At 52.7% G+C, this 18,186-nt stretch carries 18 protein-coding genes; 13 read left to right on the top strand and 5 right to left on the bottom strand.

All coding sequences use genetic code 11. From position 1 onward, the window contains the following. The first annotated feature begins 93 nt into the window (after positions 1-93). From ABVT36_RS09260 to ABVT36_RS09270, 3 genes are all read left to right on the top strand, one after another. A complete protein-coding gene (locus ABVT36_RS09260; RefSeq protein WP_368456310.1) occupies positions 94-1,062 on the top strand; it encodes an MlaA family lipoprotein in 969 nt (322 codons plus the stop codon). A gap of 33 nt (positions 1,063-1,095) precedes the next feature. Then, positions 1,096-2,280 (top strand): PP2C family protein-serine/threonine phosphatase, encoded by a 1,185-nt coding sequence (locus tag ABVT36_RS09265; RefSeq protein WP_368456311.1) that lies wholly within the window; start codon positions 1,096-1,098, stop codon positions 2,278-2,280. A gap of 350 nt (positions 2,281-2,630) precedes the next feature. Continuing rightward, positions 2,631-3,149: an STAS domain-containing protein gene (locus tag ABVT36_RS09270; RefSeq protein WP_368456313.1), complete on the top strand. Its 519-nt coding sequence runs from the start codon at positions 2,631-2,633 to the stop codon at positions 3,147-3,149. A gap of 33 nt (positions 3,150-3,182) precedes the next feature. Here the strand turns inward: ABVT36_RS09270 and ABVT36_RS09275 are convergent, their stop codons facing one another. The 3 genes from ABVT36_RS09275 to dusA form a co-directional block, all read right to left on the bottom strand. Beyond that, on the bottom strand, positions 3,183-3,644 hold the full coding sequence (locus ABVT36_RS09275; RefSeq protein WP_368456315.1) for a TerB family tellurite resistance protein: 462 nt from the start codon (positions 3,642-3,644) through the stop codon (positions 3,183-3,185). Continuing rightward, on the bottom strand, positions 3,616-4,605 hold the full coding sequence (gene tal, locus ABVT36_RS09280) for a transaldolase (RefSeq protein ID WP_368456316.1): 990 nt from the start codon (positions 4,603-4,605) through the stop codon (positions 3,616-3,618). Before tal ends, ABVT36_RS09275 begins: the two co-directional genes overlap by 29 nt. A gap of 69 nt (positions 4,606-4,674) precedes the next feature. Beyond that, positions 4,675-5,652 (bottom strand): tRNA dihydrouridine(20/20a) synthase DusA, encoded by a 978-nt coding sequence (dusA, locus tag ABVT36_RS09285; protein WP_368456318.1) that lies wholly within the window; start codon positions 5,650-5,652, stop codon positions 4,675-4,677. Between the two features lie 513 nt (positions 5,653-6,165). On the opposite strand from dusA, the gene ABVT36_RS09290 reads away from it, so the two are divergent. From ABVT36_RS09290 to ABVT36_RS09330, 9 genes are all read left to right on the top strand, one after another. After that, a complete protein-coding gene (locus tag ABVT36_RS09290) occupies positions 6,166-6,669 on the top strand; it encodes an N-acetyltransferase family protein (RefSeq protein WP_368456319.1) in 504 nt (167 codons plus the stop codon). A 124-nt stretch (positions 6,670-6,793) separates the two neighbouring features. Further along, positions 6,794-7,651 carry a delta-class carbonic anhydrase gene (locus ABVT36_RS09295; protein ID WP_368456321.1) on the top strand — a complete coding sequence of 286 codons (858 nt, stop codon included), beginning with the start codon at positions 6,794-6,796 and terminating at the stop codon, positions 7,649-7,651. Between the two features lie 142 nt (positions 7,652-7,793). Next, entirely contained in the window at positions 7,794-8,183 is a 390-nt protein-coding gene (locus tag ABVT36_RS09300; RefSeq protein WP_368456323.1) for a VOC family protein, read from the top strand. A 198-nt stretch (positions 8,184-8,381) separates the two neighbouring features. Continuing rightward, a complete protein-coding gene (locus ABVT36_RS09305; RefSeq protein WP_368456324.1) occupies positions 8,382-8,597 on the top strand; it encodes a hypothetical protein in 216 nt (71 codons plus the stop codon). A 126-nt stretch (positions 8,598-8,723) separates the two neighbouring features. Continuing rightward, on the top strand, positions 8,724-8,912 hold the full coding sequence (locus tag ABVT36_RS09310; RefSeq protein WP_368456325.1) for a hypothetical protein: 189 nt from the start codon (positions 8,724-8,726) through the stop codon (positions 8,910-8,912). Positions 8,913-9,127: 215 nt separating this feature from the next. Further along, positions 9,128-9,685 (top strand): flavodoxin family protein, encoded by a 558-nt coding sequence (locus ABVT36_RS09315; protein WP_368456326.1) that lies wholly within the window; start codon positions 9,128-9,130, stop codon positions 9,683-9,685. Positions 9,686-10,403: 718 nt separating this feature from the next. After that, positions 10,404-11,597: a multidrug effflux MFS transporter gene (locus ABVT36_RS09320; protein WP_367150758.1), complete on the top strand. Its 1,194-nt coding sequence runs from the start codon at positions 10,404-10,406 to the stop codon at positions 11,595-11,597. A gap of 392 nt (positions 11,598-11,989) precedes the next feature. Beyond that, complete coding sequence (locus ABVT36_RS09325; protein WP_368456327.1) at positions 11,990-12,640, top strand: LexA family protein; 651 nt, start codon at positions 11,990-11,992, stop codon at positions 12,638-12,640. Further along, the gene (locus ABVT36_RS09330; protein WP_368456328.1) at positions 12,637-13,917 is read left to right on the top strand and encodes a Y-family DNA polymerase; all 1,281 of its coding nucleotides are present in this window, start codon (positions 12,637-12,639) and stop codon (positions 13,915-13,917) included. Before ABVT36_RS09325 ends, ABVT36_RS09330 begins: the two co-directional genes overlap by 4 nt. Before the next feature lie 434 nt (positions 13,918-14,351). Here ABVT36_RS09330 and ABVT36_RS09335 read toward each other — a convergent pair whose 3' ends face one another. Continuing rightward, positions 14,352-15,491, bottom strand: coding sequence for a DUF3103 family protein (locus ABVT36_RS09335; protein WP_368456329.1), 1,140 nt, complete (start codon positions 15,489-15,491; stop codon positions 14,352-14,354). A gap of 624 nt (positions 15,492-16,115) precedes the next feature. Continuing rightward, a complete protein-coding gene (locus ABVT36_RS09340; protein ID WP_368456330.1) occupies positions 16,116-17,267 on the bottom strand; it encodes an FAD-dependent oxidoreductase in 1,152 nt (383 codons plus the stop codon). Between the two features lie 344 nt (positions 17,268-17,611). On the opposite strand from ABVT36_RS09340, the gene ABVT36_RS09345 reads away from it, so the two are divergent. Next, complete coding sequence (locus ABVT36_RS09345) at positions 17,612-17,983, top strand: hypothetical protein (protein ID WP_368456331.1); 372 nt, start codon at positions 17,612-17,614, stop codon at positions 17,981-17,983. Positions 17,984-18,186 lie beyond the last annotated feature (203 nt).

The raw sequence follows: 18,186 nt of genomic DNA on the forward strand, positions 1-18,186 counted from the left end.
AGCCCCAGCTGCTATGCTGCCAAAGGTGGTTTAGCCTTGATAGGGGCGGTAGAATCTTTGTAGTCACAGAACTAATACTTGGAGGAATCAGGTTTGTTAGGACGCCTGTTCATTTCGCCCTGGTTAATCGCCGTTTTGCATTTGGTGCCACTGGCGGTGGTGGCACAGGGAGACCCCTTTGCCGAATCTGGCCAGGCTGACGTCGATGTCGTCGAACAACCCGGTGACTCAGGCCCCGCTGAAACTGATGGCGATGGCGGTAAGGGCCCGGAGCAGCAGGCCGGGGGGCAGGGAGAGTCCGAGGTCAGTGCCGACACGGACAATCTGGAAGACGAGTATGGCTTCGACCCCGCGGAAGAATTTGCGAGCGAGCAGGAGCCCGGCGAAAGCGATCCCTGGGAGGGGGCCAACCGCGCTGTATTTCGCTTCAACACTGCCGTCGACAGTTGGGTACTCAAGCCAGTGGCCACCAGCTACCGTCAGATAACTCCCATTTTTATGCAGCGGGGCGTCAGCAATTTCTTTGGCAATCTGCGCGAAGTGACCAGTGTCATCAATGGCGCACTGCAGTGGAAGTGGGGCCAGGTGGGAAATGACGCTGGCCGTTTCGTGGTGAATAGCACCGTAGGTGTGGTGGGCCTGTTCGACGTGGCGCAGCATATGGGGTTGGAGCGGGGAGACGGTGAAGACTTTGCTCAGACCCTGGCGGTGTGGGGTGTCCCCGCCGGACCCTATGTGGTACTGCCGCTCCTCGGGCCCTCTACAGTGCGGGATGCGCCAGCCCTGGTGGTGGACTATTACACTAATCCCATGAACCACGTGGATCATGACCAGACCCGCTACGCGCTTCAGGCCACCGATCTGGTGGAGATTCGCGCGAGTCTCCTCGACGTTGAGACGCTGTTGAAAGGTGATCAGTATGTTCTGCTCCGGGATGCCTATCTGCAGCGGCGCGAGTACCTGATCAACGACGGGAATCTTGAAGACGATTTCGGCGAAGAAGACGATTTCGGCGATGAGGAAGATGATTTCGGCAGCGACACGGATGAAGATCCCTTCTGACTTTGTCGGCGCGCTTCGGGGTTCGCCTTTCCCGTGGCGGTGACCAACAGCCTGTTATTGATTGAGGCAGACAGCCCGTCGCGCGAGTTTGTGCGCGGCGCAGTCGCGCGTCAGGGGTTCGATGTCACCTGTGCAAATAACGGGGCTGAGGGGGTGGATGAGTTCGCTCCCGGGCGTTATCAGTTGGTGATCACTGACTTGCACCTGCCCGACATGGGTGGAATCGAAGTATTGCGCCGGATAAAGCAGCTGTCCCCGGACACTCCGGTGGTAGTGCTGGCCTCCAACAGTGAGGTCAGCGACGTGGTACAGGCCCTGCGTCTCGGGGCCAGCGATTATCTGCTCAAGCCGATCAACGACTCTGCAGTGATCGATCACACCATCTGCCGCATCACCCAGGAAGAATCCCTGGCCCGGCAGAACCGCGAATACCGCGACGAACTGGAGCGGCGCAATCGGGAACTGCGCGAGCATGTAGAAGTTCTGCAGCGGGATCAGGAGGCAGGTCGGCTGCTGCAGCAACACCTGTTGCCCCGCAGTCCCTACCGTTATCCGGCGGGCATAGAAGCTTCCTACTGTCTGGTGCCGTCCCTGTACCTGAGCGGTGACTTCATCGACTACGGCCTGTTTGGCGAGCGCTTTGTGGCCTTCTACCTGGTGGACGTATCCGGACACGGTGTGTCCTCGGCTCTGGTTACTGCACTGATCAAGCACAGTATTATGCACTTGCTGCGCGAGCGGCCGCTGTTCACCCGGCTGGACTCTCTCCATGCCGATTTGCTGGATATTCTCGAACTGATCAACCGCGAATTGCTGTCCACCAAGCTGGACAAACACGCCAGTATGTTTGTGGGCGTGATCGACAGTTGTGCACGCAAGCTGCATTACGCAGTGGCCGGACAGATGCCCATGCCGGCCATTGTCACCGTCGAAAATGCCCAGTGGTTGCCGGGCAAAGGACGCCCACTGGGGTTGTTCGAGCAGGGCGACTGGCAGGCCATGGAAACCCGACTGCCACAGGACTGGTGCCTGGTTGTCTGTTCCGACGGCGTGCTGGAACTGTTCAGCGGCGACCTGATACAGCGCGGGGAGGAACTGTTAAAGGCCATCGATACCAGCCGTGGGGACCTGGACAGCCTCTGTGCCGCCCTGCACCTGGATACCGCCGGTGCTTTGCCGGACGATGTCACCATCCTGACTTTGCGCCAGAGCAGTTGAACTGGCCCCCCCCCCGAGAGCCGACGCCACCGCACAGGGTAAAAAAGCTACAACCCTTCTCAGCCGGGGCTGCCGGACCTCCGGGGAAAATTGCACTGACCATTCAGTCTGCCTGCTGGGGTGCAACTTATAGGTAGGAGGTCTACTGGACTGCCCGGTCTGTGACCTGGTACCTCTGGCGGGCTGCCAGCGCTTGCCAGTTCTCCTGGTCAGGAGTAAGCTCCGCGCACTTTATACTTAAATTCATCCGATGACGGTTTTACCCAACTGTTGCCGGGTGTGTCCCAGGTTGAACTTTTGCCGTCGGCGTTACGCCCAAGAGGCGTCGGCCGAGTGTGCCAGAGGTCGTTATGCAGTCCGGGCAGATTATGGTCGGGGCCCACAAGGGCATATATGTAATCAAGCTGGTGGGTGACGTGCGCCTTAACCTGTGTGCGTCATTCGACGATTTTATCGACAGCATGTTTACCCACGAAGACTTTACCGACGTGGTGTTTGACCTTCACGGTACCCAGGGTGTGGACAGCACCACCCTCGGGCTGATGGCGAAGATTGCCATCCGCGCTTTGGAGCGGGGCTGCCAGAAACCGCTGGCACTGAGTGCAGATGCGGGGATACGGCATCTGCTGGATGCAATGGGTTTCGATGCCTTGATTGAGGTAAGCGACGAGCGGCGCGATTACGGTGCCGAGACCAGGCCACTGCAATGCACTGCACCGGATGAATGCGCCGCGCGAGAGAAGGTACTGGAAGCGCACCGAGTGCTGATGAGTATGAACCAGCACAATGCCGACACCTTCCGCGACCTGGTCCATACACTGGAGCGTGGCTGTGCTCCGGTTGCCAAGCCATCCACCCGCATGCACTGAGCCGACCCCTGCCACTGCTTTTCAACCCCGTTTTTAGCCTCTATCGCCCATATCCCGCGCCTCGGCCCGGGCGCGGGTAAACAGGCCGTGGGGCAGGTAGATAAGCTCCGCCACCCGCCGGATCAGGTGCTCCTCAAGTGCCTCGATAACACCATCTGCGAAAGCCACCTGCCACATCTGGCGCACCAACAGGTATTTGTCGTGCTCATCGAACTGTTCGTTGACAGTCTGGGTGAATTCGTACAGGGAGGTGGCCTGCTCCCGTTGGTCAATGGCGTTGTGAACCATGTCCCGCGCCAGGCCCGCATCCAGTTGATAGCGTTCCCGAAGCAGTCGTACCAGAGTGTCGCGTTCCTTCTCGTCCAGGCGCTGATCAACCGTGGCCACCTCGACCATCAGTGCCGCACTGACAAGGCGCACATCCTGTTCATTGTGCACATCGATATCAGAGCCGCTGCCTATCTGTTCAAACAGTTTGCGAAGAGGTTGTAGCATTAATTTTCCTATTACCTGTGGCTTCCGCCCACAGTAATTGTTCCAGTTGTTCCTGGTCTGTCACGAACTTGCGGATGCCCTCCGCCAGTTTTTCCGTGGCCATGGCATCGCCGTTGAGTTGAAAGCGAAAGTCCGCCTCCCCCAGGCGCCTGCTTGGCCGCGCCCGAGTCTCCAGCTCCACAGTGAGGCCCTTATCGAGGGTCCCGCTGTCCTCATCCAGTGATTGCAGTAGCTGTGGGCTTATGGTGAGCCGGTCGCAGCCGGCCAGCGCCTCGATTTCCCCGGTGTTGCGAAAGCTGGCCCCCATGACCACCGTATCGTAGCTGTGGGACTTGTAATACTGGTAAATGTTTCGCACGAAGATCACACCCGGCTCACTGGGGGCGGTGAACTCGGTGCCTCTATTATTCACCTGGTGCCAGTCGAGAATGCGACCGACAAAAGGTGAGATCAGCGTAACGCCCGCCTCGGCACAGGCAACCGCCTGGCAAAAGCTGAACAGTAGGGTCAGATTGCAGCGAATACCCTCCCGCTCCAGAATTGAGGCCGCAGCTATGCCCTCCCAGGTGGATGCTATCTTGATCAGCACCCGTTCGCGCTCAACACCCTGTTGTTCATACAGGGCGATCAGGTGGCGGGCAAACTCCACAGTGGCCCGCGTATCAAATGACAGGCGTGCATCCACCTCTGTGGACACCACCCCCGGCACTATCCCCAGAATCTCTATGCCAATGGCTACGCCGAGCCTCAGGGCGGCGACTTTTGCCAGGTCTCCCCCGCGCGATTCGGCCCACTGCAGCGCTGATTCCAGGTGTGGCCGGTATTGGGGCAACTGGGCGGCCTTGTACAACAGCGAAGGGTTAGTGGTGGCGTCATGGGGCCGGTAGCGGCGGATTGCCGCGATATCACCGGTATCCGCGACCACCTGGGTGCGCCGGCGAAGTTGTTCCAGCTTGCTCATGAGTTTTCCCCTGGTTATTTGCAAATCGGGTTTGCATTCCGACCGCGGCTGCACAGCCAGCCGATTTCTCTAGGCCGCCCGGGTCACCATTGCCAGTGCCTGCTCCACTACCTCCGGGCCAGCGCCAGCCTTATGCGCATTTTCGCTCAGGTGGCGACGAAAACGGCGCGCGCCGGGTACGCCCTGGAACAGGCCCAGCATATGCCGGCTGATGTGATTGAGCTGTCCGCCGTGGCACAGCTCCCGCTCGATGTAGGGCAACATTCTCTCCACTACCTGCGCGGGTGAAGGGCCGGGACAGCCGCCAAACAGAGCGCTGTCCACCTCCGCCAACAGGGCCGGGGTTTGGTAGGCAGCGCGCCCAAGCATAACACCATCCACCTGCTGCAGGTGCTGCAGGCACTCACCGATGGTGTTGATGCCCCCGTTGATCACCACTTCCAATTCCGGGAAGTCCCGTTTCAACTGGTGAACCATAGAGTGGTTGAGTGGCGGTATCTCGCGGTTTTCCTTTGGGCTCAATCCATTCAACCAGGCTTTGCGGGCATGCACGATAAATGTGTCGATGCCAGCCCGGCTTTGTGCCTCTACAAATGCTGTGAGTCCCGCATAGTCCTCCATATCATCAATGCCGATACGATGCTTGACTGTCACCGGAATGGACACCGCAGCGCGCATGGTTCCAAGACAATCGGCAACCAGTTCGGGTTCCATCATCAGGCAGGCGCCGAAGCGGCCGGACTGTACCCGGTCGCTGGGGCAGCCACAATTCAGGTTCACCTCACTGTACCCCCAGTCTTCGGCGATGCGGGCACACCTGGCCAGAGCCTCAGGGTCGCTGCCGCCAAGCTGTAGCGCCAGCGGTTGCTCTGACGCGTCGAACTGCAAGTGCTGTGCCCGGTCGCCGAACAGGATCGCGCCGGTCGTCACCATCTCGCTATACAGTACCGCACGCTTACTGAAAAGCCGCCACAGATAGCGGCAGTGGCGGTCACTCCAGTTCATCAATGGCGCAGTGCAAAAACGATGTGGTGGGTAATCTGGCATAACTACTTGATTTTGCGGCCCTTTAGGCAATTTAAAACCAACGGGTCAGGGTCGATATAAGCGCTTAAAGTACCTATTCTACCTCATTTCCCTCCCGGCTATGGGACATTCCTGGCGCAGAAAGAGCCGGTTCCCTGAGGGCCTATGGCGACGGTCCGGTCGGGAAGTACACCGGGGGGAACCGGGCTGCGCTAAGTGACTCCAGGCCCTTGAGAATGCGAAAATGCCGGCAAGGGTTAAAGTACAGCTCAACTAGTGGCAATTTCCCTGGATTAGAGGTGACATTCATTTATCTCGGGATTTACTCTTATGCGCCATAGCGACGGCTCAAGCTAAAATGGATCTGGTTGACCGGGATCAATCGAACCGCAGCGCAAGGACAAAAATGATTTTAGTGCCACAAGATTTCTTAACGCCGTTTACTTTCCCTGCGGCATTATCTTTCTAGGTTTATTCGCCTGGATCAAAAGCTCGCATTGATTGGTAGTAAAAAATTTGCAGGAAGATTGAACGATGAAAGCGTATGAGGTAATAAGGGACGCAACCTCTTCTGATTCCGGGATGATCGCAGAGATATACAATGATTATATCCTGAATACAGCAATTACCTTTGAAGAAAAAAGAGTTTCATCTGCTGAAATAAATGACAGGTTAGGCAGGGTTCAAGGGAGCGGCTTGCCGTGGATAGTTGCGATCGAAAACTCCGCAGTTCTTGGTTACGCGTACGCTGTAAAGTGGAAAGATCGATCCGCATACCGGTTTGCCGCTGAAATGACTGTCTACCTTGCAGCTGACGCCCAGGGAAAAGGAATTGGCACAAGTCTATATAAGGAACTTTTGACTAGGCTTAGAGACAATGATATCCAGACAGTTATTGGCGGTGTAACTCTCCCAAATCCGGCGAGCATTGCCTTGCATGAAAAAGTGGGAATGAAGAAAGTGGCGCACTTTGAGAAGGTGGGCTTTAAATTCAACCGGTGGCATGATGTTGGCTATTGGCAGTTAAATTTTATCTGATATGTAAACGGGTTTCCGGCTATTGTTCGTAGCTAAGACTGGGAATAGGGAGAATGGGAAGCTCTTCCAGATAATCCTATTTCAATCGATGTAAAAACTCCATTGCGATATTCTGGGTAAAGGTATGAAAAGAGTAAGCTTTTTATTATCTGTGACAGCACTGGTGCTATCAATTAAGGCTGATGCCAGGCCTGGTGACCCGAATCAGGTCGGCGACGAGGTGATTGCCAGGCAACGGTCTAATCTCGAAGAAAATACAAGAGGGAAGGGATTTGGTCCTCAATCACCACGCGACATTGATTCCGTGGCTGGGAACAACCAGGTCACGTTTGCTGCGGCCCCGCCCTACAGTGAAATGAATTTATGCAATATACATTTTCACAAAAACGCAGAGCACACAGGGGGTCAATATAAACAATATGCCGGTAACGGAGATGGCCAGGGGTATCAAACGGGATACATCTACTCAGGCAAGCTAACCAAAAGAGAGAAAGCGCCGCTTACCCGGGAAGTATGTCCAGGCAAGCGAGGTGGTTTACAGTCAGGGGATACCATTGAAATTCATTATGTTCACTCCTCGGCTCGGGTAAAGCCAGGTCATACACTGGGCGCTTGCCTTAGTGATTCGATCAAAAACCCGCAATTGCGTGTGGAAGCCCAGGTAATGGTTTTAGTTAATGATGCCAATGCAATGGATTTTTTGGATCTCACACGTTACGATATGAAAAACGGTTTTTACAGGGCACTGACTATACCGAATAACACGGGCACACCTGTAGTATATTCTGGCTCAACAACTGGTCCTGGCTATAATGAAGTAGCCTCACCCTTTCAGGTAACTTGGAGCGTCCGTCCCAATATTCTCAAGGTCAATATAGAAACGCTGGGGAAATGGTGCCAAGGCAATGCATTCGATGAAGATCATGCGCATGGTGTTAGAAATCTTATTGTTAATCCAGAACTTCTTTCTCCCATTAAATAGCTGCTCTGCATATACTTTTGTTAGGGGCAGTAGGTTGAGGGGTGGTTATTAATTATTTCGCTATCCGGAAAGCAGTAATGGAGGGATTCTGGTCCTAGTGGTAATAAGATAAATGTAATTTTCTCTATAGTGTAGAATGCCGATGATTAAACCCTTTCATTTGTCTATGGTTGTTGCAGATTTAAATAAGACCAAAGAATTTTACGTCAAGACATTGGGATGTGAGGTCGGCCGTGAGGCAGGCACTTGGATTGATATTCTTTTCTTTGGCCATCAAATTACTCTTCATCAAGAATATGAGGGGTCAGAGGCGAAGGCTATCGACCATTTTGGTCCCATATTAGAGAAGAATGAATGGGAAGCTGTTTTAAGTAAGTTGGCCGCTGATAATATCTTTTTCGAATTGACGCCATTTGTCAGGGGAAGCGGAACCGATTCTGAAATGGGGAAATATATTGTTAAAGATCCAGCCGGAAACTTGATTGAGTTCAAGTATTATAATAACTTTCCCTTAACTATAGGAAAAAGGTAATTAGTTGTATGCGACTCCAGAATAACTGTTCTGGGTAATGGCTTGTGTCAATTTCTGGATAGACAGATATCGACAAAAGGGGATGCCGTAGCATAAAGTGCTACCCTGATAATTCTATAAATATTTTTAGTGAGATTAGTGATCACAGAAAAGATGATCTGAGCTTTTATTGTTTAGTTGGTAGATACGGAAAATAATATGCATATATTAATTGGGATTATTACTGCAATTGCAGGACTGGTATGGGCGTTAAACAGTCTCCAAAATTCCGGGGTTAATTTAAATGCGTTTAACCCTTTTATGTGGCTTAGGCGCAGAAAATGGGAGAAGAGTCTGGGTACAAAACCTATGCATGCCCTTACGGATTCCATGGAAGTGGCAGCATTATTGGTGGTGGCGGTGGCAAGGGAGTAGGGGGATATAACACGCGATTCAAAGGTTGAAATATTATCCATGTTTGAAAGGGAGTTTGGAGTGCGGCATAGCAAGGCAATTGAAATGTACTCTTCCTCAGTGTATTTAATACAGGATACCCTGAATATGGCTGAAGAAGTTCGTCATATTTTGAAGCCGAGCAAAGAAAGTTTTACATCGGTGCATTTCGATAAGCTTATCAGGATGCTTAAAGAAGCCGCCAGTCTTGAGATCACCACAGAGGGACAACAGGCAATAATTAAGTCAGTTGAGTTAGAGTTTAAAGATGATGAAGATTCAGCAAGTAATTGGTAGGCGGAGAGATTAATAAATTGCGACTTGGAATTTGTGCACTACTATTGGTGAGATAGCTTGTTCCGAAGTTAAACCTATTTTATTTTTCTTTCTTATTTGATGGTTTTGTTTTTCTTTATATCTGTGAATCTATTATTTTGTGGCAGTTGGGAAAATAATTGCGAGCCTTCACCTAAGATTTGAGTTCGCTATAGGGAAAGATTGTAGATTATATAATGAAAATTGCTTTTGTATATTTTACGAACACGGATATAACAGGTCAGCTTATTGCGGCTGCTCTTGGTGAGGTTGAAAAAGAGGGTGTAAATTCCATATCCCATAAAATTTCCGGCAAAGAAATTATTGATGGAAGATTTATAAATGAGCATTTAATGAAGTCTCTCGAAGCTTGCAATGCAATTATTTTCGGCTCGCCTACCTATATGGGCAGCGTATCGGCGCAATTCAAGGCATTTGCCGATGCAACCAGTGTATTTTGGTCAGGTCAGGCTTGGGCTGGCAAGGTCGCCGCTGGCATTACTTCAGGCACGGCCCCAAATGGAGATCAGGCATCGACTCTGCAGTATTTCTCTATACTTGCCAGTCAGCATGGCATGATATGGACTGGTCTCGATGCCTCGGTTACTGACAGGAATAAGGGTGTTAATCGACTCGGGTGTCACCTTGGTGTTACAGCCTCCAGTCCCGATGGTTCGGTTCATAGGGATGATCTGGAAACTGCCAGGTACCTGGCTCGCAGGGTTATGCAGATAACCAGAAAACTGGCGATTTAACTATGAAATAGATAATGCTTAAACATAGCAGCGTTCAATGATTCTATTTTCCGTTGCGGGCGGGCTTGTGGTTTTTCCTGCTGCCTGGGCCAACTCTGGAATGGACGGTGTGGGGTTGGGTAGCGACAGTGACGTATCGGCCGCCAATAGCAGCAATTCCTGCCTGATCTTTGGCAAGGCGAAGTTTATTGGAGCTGGGGTCCTGCTGGGGGTAAGTGGGCAGTGCAGCCAATGGGAAAGCCAGTCTGGATAAGCCTACACCGGGCGATTTACATGAGGGCAATATCGTAACCGGCTTGAAGCTGTATAAAGCAGGCGAGGCCGGATTGCCATTCCCATCCGGGCAATCCGGCCCGCCCTGGCAGGGCTGGCTGTTGTATGGTGGCTATATCCCGGAACCCACCAAAACGGGCTATTTAACATCGGTGACCACTTCCAAGGCCTACTGGAAAGACATCTCAATCTGTGATAGTATCCGGTCGTCGCCGGGGCGGGCCAGTATCCCAATTTACTCTGTAATCTCGGCAAGTACAGGGTTAATCAGAGGCTCCTCAATTCTGGAAAGTCTGGACTCCTACGGTTAGCAGCCCCCACAAATCCGCTGGATTTTCTTTTTCGCCAGGATACTCTCCCTGTCTATGGAGCTATAGTAAGCGCGCATCAGCTGCTATGGGAAAGGCCCGCAGTCCAAAGACGGCAGTGCATTACGGAAGTTTATATGAAGTTTGGTTTATTGAAGATGGCATTGATTCTGGGGCTGTTGAGCTGTGTTGGTCCCATCGCTATCGATATGTATTTGCCGGCGCTACCTGATATTGCGGAGGGCTTCGGGGCGCCAATTGAAGCTGTGCAATACACTTTAATGTCTTATTTTATCGCCTTTGGAGTATGTCAGCTTTTCTATGGGCCGGCGTCCGACATGTTTGGCCGCAAGCCACCACTGTACTTCGGTTTAATACTGTTTACCTTTGCCTCGATTGGGTGTTCTTTAGCGCCCACTATAGAGTCTTTGATTGCTCTGCGCTTTTTGCAGGGGGTGGGAGCCGCCGCGGTGATCTCTATCCCGAGGGCGGTTATTCGCGACCACTATACCGGAGCCAGTGCCACCCGCCTAATGACTACTGTGATGCTGGTTATCTCTATATCCCCGATGCTGGCGCCGCTGATCGGTAGCGCCCTGATAGTCCCTTTTGGCTGGCGCAGTGTCTTTGTTTTGACTGCGCTACTTACGCTGGCCAGCCTTTTCTTGGCTGTATTTAGCCTACCAGAGACTCTTGAACGAAAAGACCGTGTACCATTCCGCTTTAGTGCGATGCTGGAGGCTTTCTACAGGTTGCTGCGTGATCCTGTGTATGTGGGACTGATCTGTGTCGGTGGGTTGGGCATCGCCAGCTTCTTTTCTTTTCTGGCTACCGCCTCTTTCCTGTATACCGGGTTTTATGGTTTGACCCCTACGGAGTTCAGTCTGGCGTTTGCTCTCAACGCCCTGGGCTTTTTTGCTTCAAGCCAGTTTGCAGCCAACCTCGGTTTGCGTTTTGGTTCTGTGGCAGTGGTGAAGTGGGCTACGGTGGGATTCGCTGTCAGTTCCCTGGTGATGTGTGCAGTATTTTTTGCCGGCTTTGAGTTATTTATTCTGTTGGTCTGCATGCTGTTTACCACTAATGTTTTCCTGGGTCTGGTTATCCCCACCTCGATGGTGCTGTCTCTTGAGGAGCATGGCTCAATCGCCGGTACGGCTGCGGCGTTGGGAGGTGCGCTACAGATGTTGCTGGGAGCACTGGCGATTGTCCTGACCAGCCTGGTATTTGATGGAACTCCGCAACCGCTGACTGCGGCTATTGCAATTTGTGGTGTGTCCGCTTTCCTGATATCCCGGCTGACTCTGCGCGGTCTTACCCATCTGGCGGTATAGACCAGAGAAAATCCCGGGTTTAAAGCGGACTTTCACTTCAGGGAACGGGTAGCTGCTGTTCATGTGTCCCTCAAAGACAGGCGCGATTCACTTGCGGTCCTGTAAACTCTGGCAATTCGGACAAGCTGGAATTGAGACCAAAAGCTAAAATAAACGCAGCTAACCCCAAAGGGATGGCGCCAGCTGCGGACAACGCCAGTTTTACCAGCAGCCAGAAGCTTGCAGGCAAGGTAAGACGCGGTTGGCAGGAGGCTGAACAAGAGGTCTCGAAGCCTGGAAGTTTTGAAATAATTTCCTAGCCCGGTGCCCATTATTGGTCCGCAAGGACTGCCGGCCACCAACCTGGTTCAGGGAGCTTGACCGGCGCGCAGCTGCTGTTCAGAATACTGTATATGTATACAGTTGTCCCTGTTCCTCTTTTAGCTGCCGCCGTTTCGGCGGGTTTCCCGTCGCCAGCAGCGGCTTATGCTGAGAAACCTCTGATTGTCGATGACTGGCTCTGGCCTCAACGAGCCAGCTGCCAATTTGTGCCGTTCGGCGCCGATGGTCGTACTTACCTGATCATCGACCAGTCCCTGCGTCCCGTGGCCGGAGACCGGCTTTGGTCTACCGAAGCCGAAGAGTTGCTTTCCTGGCCCTGTGGACCTGTGCCCGAGGTGGACACTGGCGTTGTGGTGGCGGCCACTGTTCGATTATATCGGCGTCGTGTCGATCCGGGAGTGGCGCCTCAATCGATACACGAGTGGCTTATCCGGCGGCCCTACGCCAGCTACCTGATAAGGACCGAAGGCCGGTCGATGACTGATCACGATATTCACCATGGCAGCTTGCTGGTGGTCGACCGCAGCTGCGGCCTGCACGACGGCGATATTGTCATAGCGGGCTGTGCTGACGGTTTCCTGGTTAAACAGTACCGCGCCAAACCGGGCCGTCTGGTGTCCGGTAACCCGCAATATCCCGATGTTATCCTGAAAAGTGCCCCGGAATATGACCTGGATGGAGTGGTGATCGCCAGCCTGACGCGCCATAGGGGAGCGGAATGAAAAGGTGGGATTTGCTCGCTCATCAAATCGCTCTGGTGGACATCAATAACTTCTACGTGTCCTCTGAAAGAGCTTTTGATCCGCCTATCCGGCACAAGCCTGTAGCGGTTTTTTCCAATAATGACGGCTGTGTCATTGCCCGCTGTGCAGAGGTCAGGGCGATGAATGTGAAGATGGGAACCCCGGTGTTTGAGGTGCGAGATTTGTTTCGTGAACGTGGTGTTGTGGCCCGCAGCAGCAACTACGCTTTGTATCACGACATGTCCTGCCGCTTTATCGCCTCGCTGGAGCAGTTCTGCCCCGATGTAGAGCAGTACAGTATCGATGAGAGTTTTCTGCATTTCCGTGGTTTTGGCGGGCAGTTGGCGGCCCACTGCCAGCGTTTAATCAGTGCAGTGCGCCAGTGGACGTCAATGCCCTGCTGTGCCGGTATCGCCCCGACGCGCACGCTCTCCAAGGCGTGCAATCATTTTGCAAAGACGCTGGGGGTCTCAGGCGGTGTGTTACAGCTGGGTTCCGAATACCACCGCCAGCAACTGTTGAAGCAGCTGCCGGTGGGCCAGGTCTGGGGCGTTGGCCGCAAGTTGGCACGGCGTTTTGCGCCACTGGGTATCGAAACCGCATGGGATCTGTCTACTTCCCATAAACCCACAATGCGCAGGGCCTTCGGTGTTACTATCGAGCGGACTATCCGCGAGCTACAGGGGGTACCTTGCATCGAGCTGGCGCCGTTAGAGGAAGCGAAAAACGAAATCGTATCCGGGCGTATGTTCGGCCGGCACATCGTTGACTTTGACGGGCTGATGGCTTCAGTGGCGAATCATGTATTGCTGGCCTGTGAAAAGCTCGGGGCACAGGGCAGCGTGACCGGTAGCCTGGCGGTTTCCACACAGGGCAGGGCACCCGGAGGAACCTGGCGGGAAGAGTCCGCCTGCGCAGCCCTTGGGCCAGCCAGTAATGCGCCGCAGGTATTGACGCAGGCAGCGCGAGGATGCTTACACAAAGTGTTCGTCAAAGGGCGCGAATACCGGCGTGCTGCTGTCATGTTATCCGCTCTCGAGCCTGTCTCTGCCTCTCAGAGCGATCTGTTTGGGGTTGCCTCGGAAAAGGCAGGGGAGGTAGCCGCCTGTCTTGCGGCCATCAACCGGCGTTTTGGCCGTGGTAAACTGGTTCTGGGCAGCGCTAAACTTCCTGGAGACTGGCAGATGAAGCGGGAGTTTTTATCGCCCGCCTACACCACCGATTTTTCCCAGTTGCCCATTGCAAGAGGGGAATAGACGCCGCCGTATCCTTGAATAATTCGGCGCAAAATCCATTGGGGAGGGCCTGTTGCGGTATCTTGATTGTGTTACCCCACGGTCCATGGATGTGAGCTTCGCCCAGCGACTTGCCAGGCGGTGCCCCAGGCTTCGCGCAGGCGGTTCTGAATTAATCAGAGGTTCTCTAAAAAAGATTTAAAGCGGAGGTGAGTGATTTTTATATCGGGTGTATTCTAAGATTAAGGGCTTGGCCCGCTAGAAAACCGGAGACAGTATTTAAATTGACAGTTTTCCTATTGCGTTGGCAACTTATAGGTTTTCTAAAAGTTGAGATTATTAGTTAGCTAAGAGAAAGTTGGCACCCTCCGTCTAAAAAACGAAGGGTGCCAATTGATTGGCAACTGCATGGAAGTTGCCACGGGAAATATACTAAATATAACTGGCCTGGATGCTTATCTTGCATCGATGATCAAAGGCTTAAGGGTGACAGTTGCATTGTTTCTGGCACCTCTGTGGTTGGTATATTCCTGATTCTCAAAGGTGGTGTAAAAGCTGTCTACATAATCATCATTATTGATAAACCACTGGTCCGGTAGTGCCTCTAAAATTCCATTGGTAATAATTGCGATAATAGCGTACCCCTGCACATCCGGCGAGGGGATGGATTGGAGGATTTGCGCAGCGATTTCAAGTAAATTAATGGCGATCTCTTTGAAGTTGGTATTGTCATCGTGTTCCATTAGGATTGCGTCCGCAGCCTGCCAGCGGTAGCGGTCCCAGAAAAACAGTATTTGATTTGGGTAGTAATCAACGCCGTCGTGATCGAGATAGGGCATGTCGATAACATCTAAAACAGGCTCATCTCTGGAAGGACTTATTCCATTAGTGACGGCATAAACTTCGGCCTTGCCAAGTATCCATGGCTCCTCATCATTCTCGAGACGGATATGTTTTAGGACAGTGGTGGATAGCGGTTCGGTAAAACCTGTTTCCAGTATATTTGAGCGGGATAGTTCAGCGTCCCTTGCGGAAAAGAGATTGCGCATTACCTCAAGGCCTTCCCGCAATGCTTTCCTGCCATCGAGTTCCACAATAAACACGGGTCGTGTGGGTAGCGTATACACATCTAAAAAATGTACATTGCCATCTGTATCAAATGCCTCGATGCCGGTCCATTGCTTCTCATCCCCCTCAGGAGAAAACGCAAAAAGCGGATCTGAACCATTATGCCAGGCCGTGATCATTTTCTTGCTGGCAATACGCAGCTGTATGAGATTCTCCCCGCTGGGGTTTAGACCCTTGGCGATGCGAATCATCTGGTTGCTTCTATTCAATAGTTTTTTATTTGTTTGATAAATTTTATCGGCGCTGACCGATAGGTCACGATGATTAATGTGCTGCTTCAAGGCTAAATTGGCAGTGGCATACGAATCAGCAAATTGCCTGGCCAAGAGACGTTTGTTATCGGCAATGGTTTTCGAAAAGGTTTGATTGGATTGCAGCTCCAGGGAGGGGTTTGCATTCGTATGGGATGATATTGATGTCGCAATAACGCTAATAAACAGAAATACAGATAGGGGCATAATTTTCATTTTTATATCCTTTGTGTTTTTTAGGAGCGATGAGTATAGGATATAAATTAGTTTTTATAGCTTTTCTTAAATTAAATGGCTTTAACCTCTTCTTGTCGAATGGTTATTTCGTTGGAATAAGATTTTTAGTGCCATTATGCATGCCATATTTATGGCATTTCCCGATTGCAGAAAGTATAAGCTGTCAGGGCTCTCGTAAGGAGTGGCTGACCCTGCCTATATGACTTCTGTTATCATATATAAAATGCAGAGCAGTACCTTATTTTATTTTTTGTATTTAACGTCTGCCAAGCACAGCCCGGAGAGCTGTATTTTTCGTAAGGATATAAATGGATTTTCTGTCAATATCAGGAGACCAATAACTTTTAGGCATGAATAAATACTAAGCAGGAAAGACGGGTGGGAGAAGAATTCCTGTTGCCGCAGCCTACTCTCCATTCCGACCGCTTGATTTGCACTTACGGATTCAATCGAAAATATATTCCTTCTTCGCGAAGTGGCGTAAGAAATATTGGAGTTCGGTTCCTGATAGGCCAGATTCCTACAGAAGTTGCGTATTCAGGAATGGTTCTGGTAGCGCTAAGTTTTCTAAATTTTATTTCGTGCAGTCATGTGTAAAGGGAACTAAGGCTTGGGTGCAGAGATCGAAAGAGTCTTGTGCAATTTTTTGACTATCGTGTGGGCAGTGGCACGATAACTGGTGAGTTTCCCGCCTGCAACCGCCAGGATGCGCGGCCGTTTGAGGTCGTCGCAGCAGATGATGGTGTCCCTTGGGCGCGAGAAGGGATTATCGCTGGATTTAGGCAATACCCGCAACCCGGCAAAACTTTCGCAGATATTGGATATCTTGAGGTTGCGGGTCATAGGGAAGTATTGCTGCACGGTCTGTAGCAGGTAAGCTTTTTCCTCCTCCGTGGGGGCCACGTCGCGGGGGTCGCCGGTGTACTTGCGTTCAGTGGTGCCCACCAGGATGTGACCCTGCCAGGGCATGACGAATACAGCCCGGCCATCCTCGGCCTCCACATAAAAGATCTTTTCGCCGAGAGATACAGGCAGTTCGATATGTGCGCCGGCCACCAATTCCAGCTCCGGCAGGTTCAGCCTCGGTGTGCAAAGGTCGTTTGTGGCAGCCACCCAGGGGCCGCAGCAGTTCACTAATACACGGGTGTGCAGCGTGTTGAGCTGACCTTCCGCCACAAAATCCACACGTACTTCGCTGCTGGTGAGCTCTGCGCCCAGTAGGGCACCGGGGCAGATCAGTCGGGCACCACTGCTGATGGCGGCTTCCATCACGTCACGGGTAAGGGCGGCATCGTCGGTTTGGGCGTCGTAATAGCGGTAGACTGAGACTAGGTTGTGGGTGTCCAGTCCCGCCAGTGAATCCCATTCCCGGTGGGGTATGGAGCGAAAGCGCGATTGGCCGCTGGTGACTCCCGCCAGCAGTGCGTAGAGAGTCAGCCCCAGTCTCACCAGCCAGGCTGGGCGTTGGCTGTGGCGGTACACCGGAATATAAAACGGCACCATACGAACCAGCTGGGGTTTGTTGGCCAGTAGCCAGCGGCGCTCCCGCAGGCATTCGTAGACCAGGTTGAATTGAGCGCTTTCCAGATAGCGCAGACCGCCGTGAATCAGCTTGGAAGAGCGGGAGGATGTGGCTGCGGCCACACCCGCCTGCTCCAGAATCACCACTGAATGGCCGGCAGCCGACAGGGCTTCCGCCACGCCGGCACCCTGAATACCGGCACCCACCACCACAACGTCACAATCAGTGGGCATTGAGTTTTCCCCGGTACCAGCAGGGCCAAATTTGCATATCTTGAGCAGCGGATGTGCTTAGCACCGTGGTGGGATCCCGTCACTTTTGGCCCCGTCAGTCTGGAGCTGCCAAGGCCTGTTTCCGGACTCGTTTAAAAAAAGTCGGAGCGGCAGGCTGCACCTCCGAGAGCCGTTTTGCCTGAAACCGGGGACATGCCGGTTTCCAGGCTAATAATGGAAAAATAGTCGCTCCACCTCCGGTTGCAAGTCGGGTCGAAAATGATTTTTGTGTCTGTACCCGGCGGATAATGCCGCAACCCCCCCCGGCTACACTGAGAAGTGTCAATGTCGAGCGGTAACCGCGCATGAGTGGCCTCTGGGAAATCGGGAGTGCAATCCGGAGCCGTCGCGCACTGATGGCTATGGCTGGATTGCCGGTAATGGGGTTCGCAACCAGTTGTCCGCCAGCCGCTGGGGATGTGTCGGTGTCCACATCTGCACGGATAGAGCCTCATGTGAAGCCGCGGGTGGAGTTCCGCCAGGGCGGGGCGGAGGCCCCGGGCGCTTTGGGTCAATTGTGCCTGCGCCATTTGCCTGCGAGGAACTATCGGGTGTTCATTTTTAAGGACAGTGCTTCGGCCGGGCCAGTGATCAAAGTAAAGGGTGGTGGAGTATCCAGTTGCCTGCCGGTGCCGATTACCGCAGATGCCGCCCATATACTGATAGTGGCGGAATAGCTGCTTCCAGAGAAGGCAGCTCTTTCGATTCCATTAGCCCCGCAACCTAATTTGATGGATCAATAAACTATTGGCGCGGATACGCCTTATGCTCCCGTCGAACTTTTGCATCGTCGTGTAAACAAGAGTAAATCGCCTTGCGGTGCGAATTTACGACGAGATAATGCACGCAATAAATCTCCACGCTTATGTGCTCAGTTCAC

Source organism: Microbulbifer sp. TYP-18, from assembly GCF_040932045.1.
Classification (GTDB): Bacteria; Pseudomonadota; Gammaproteobacteria; order Pseudomonadales; family Cellvibrionaceae; genus Microbulbifer.

Bases quoted from the DNA above. Each gene is read 5' to 3' on its own strand.
- ABVT36_RS09320 (WP_367150758.1), top strand. From the start codon at position 10,404: ATGAAGTTTGGTTTATTGAAGATGGCATTGATTCTGGGGCTGTTGAGC.
- ABVT36_RS09275 (WP_368456315.1), bottom strand. From the start codon at position 3,644: ATGCTACAACCTCTTCGCAAACTGTTTGAACAGATAGGCAGCGGCTCT.
- ABVT36_RS09270 (WP_368456313.1), top strand. From the start codon at position 2,631: ATGCAGTCCGGGCAGATTATGGTCGGGGCCCACAAGGGCATATATGTA.
- ABVT36_RS09300 (WP_368456323.1), top strand. From the start codon at position 7,794: ATGATTAAACCCTTTCATTTGTCTATGGTTGTTGCAGATTTAAATAAG.
- ABVT36_RS09340 (WP_368456330.1), bottom strand. From the start codon at position 17,267: ATGCCCACTGATTGTGACGTTGTGGTGGTGGGTGCCGGTATTCAGGGT.
- ABVT36_RS09310 (WP_368456325.1), top strand. From the start codon at position 8,724: ATGGCTGAAGAAGTTCGTCATATTTTGAAGCCGAGCAAAGAAAGTTTT.
- ABVT36_RS09290 (WP_368456319.1), top strand. From the start codon at position 6,166: ATGAAAGCGTATGAGGTAATAAGGGACGCAACCTCTTCTGATTCCGGG.
- ABVT36_RS09315 (WP_368456326.1), top strand. From the start codon at position 9,128: ATGAAAATTGCTTTTGTATATTTTACGAACACGGATATAACAGGTCAG.
- ABVT36_RS09330 (WP_368456328.1), top strand. From the start codon at position 12,637: ATGAAAAGGTGGGATTTGCTCGCTCATCAAATCGCTCTGGTGGACATC.
- ABVT36_RS09305 (WP_368456324.1), top strand. From the start codon at position 8,382: ATGCATATATTAATTGGGATTATTACTGCAATTGCAGGACTGGTATGG.
- ABVT36_RS09335 (WP_368456329.1), bottom strand. From the start codon at position 15,491: ATGAAAATTATGCCCCTATCTGTATTTCTGTTTATTAGCGTTATTGCG.
- ABVT36_RS09345 (WP_368456331.1), top strand. From the start codon at position 17,612: ATGAGTGGCCTCTGGGAAATCGGGAGTGCAATCCGGAGCCGTCGCGCA.
- dusA (WP_368456318.1), bottom strand. From the start codon at position 5,652: ATGCCAGATTACCCACCACATCGTTTTTGCACTGCGCCATTGATGAAC.
- tal (WP_368456316.1), bottom strand. From the start codon at position 4,605: ATGAGCAAGCTGGAACAACTTCGCCGGCGCACCCAGGTGGTCGCGGAT.
- ABVT36_RS09325 (WP_368456327.1), top strand. From the start codon at position 11,990: ATGTATACAGTTGTCCCTGTTCCTCTTTTAGCTGCCGCCGTTTCGGCG.
- ABVT36_RS09295 (WP_368456321.1), top strand. From the start codon at position 6,794: ATGAAAAGAGTAAGCTTTTTATTATCTGTGACAGCACTGGTGCTATCA.